A 253-nucleotide genomic window follows, 5' to 3' on the forward strand; every position below is an offset into this window, starting at 1 on the left:
ATTTCAGGCGATGCATCCAGTGTGGAGAGACCCAAGGCAATCATCTCAGCTCCAATCCAGCTAAAATCCTGCATCGCCCTCCTCGCTGCACGATTAAAATCGATCAAATCGTACAACCCCTTTATGCCATCCGCCGCAATCGCTGCCTTGAAGTGTTTTTCCAGCGCACCATAATCCAGATGCATCCCATCGGCATCCACCTTCAATTCAATCTGATCAATCAACGACTTAAACCGTGTCTGCAATAACAGCG

General features: G+C 48.6%; 1 protein-coding gene. It reads right to left on the bottom strand.

The genetic code is table 11. The features are described from left to right. A partial coding sequence (locus QN379_RS23560) for a hypothetical protein (protein WP_323507784.1) occupies nt 1-253 on the bottom strand: 253 nt, incomplete at both ends.

The sequence above is a fragment of the Glaciimonas sp. Gout2 genome, assembly GCF_035018905.1.
Classification (GTDB): domain Bacteria; phylum Pseudomonadota; class Gammaproteobacteria; order Burkholderiales; family Burkholderiaceae_D; genus Glaciimonas.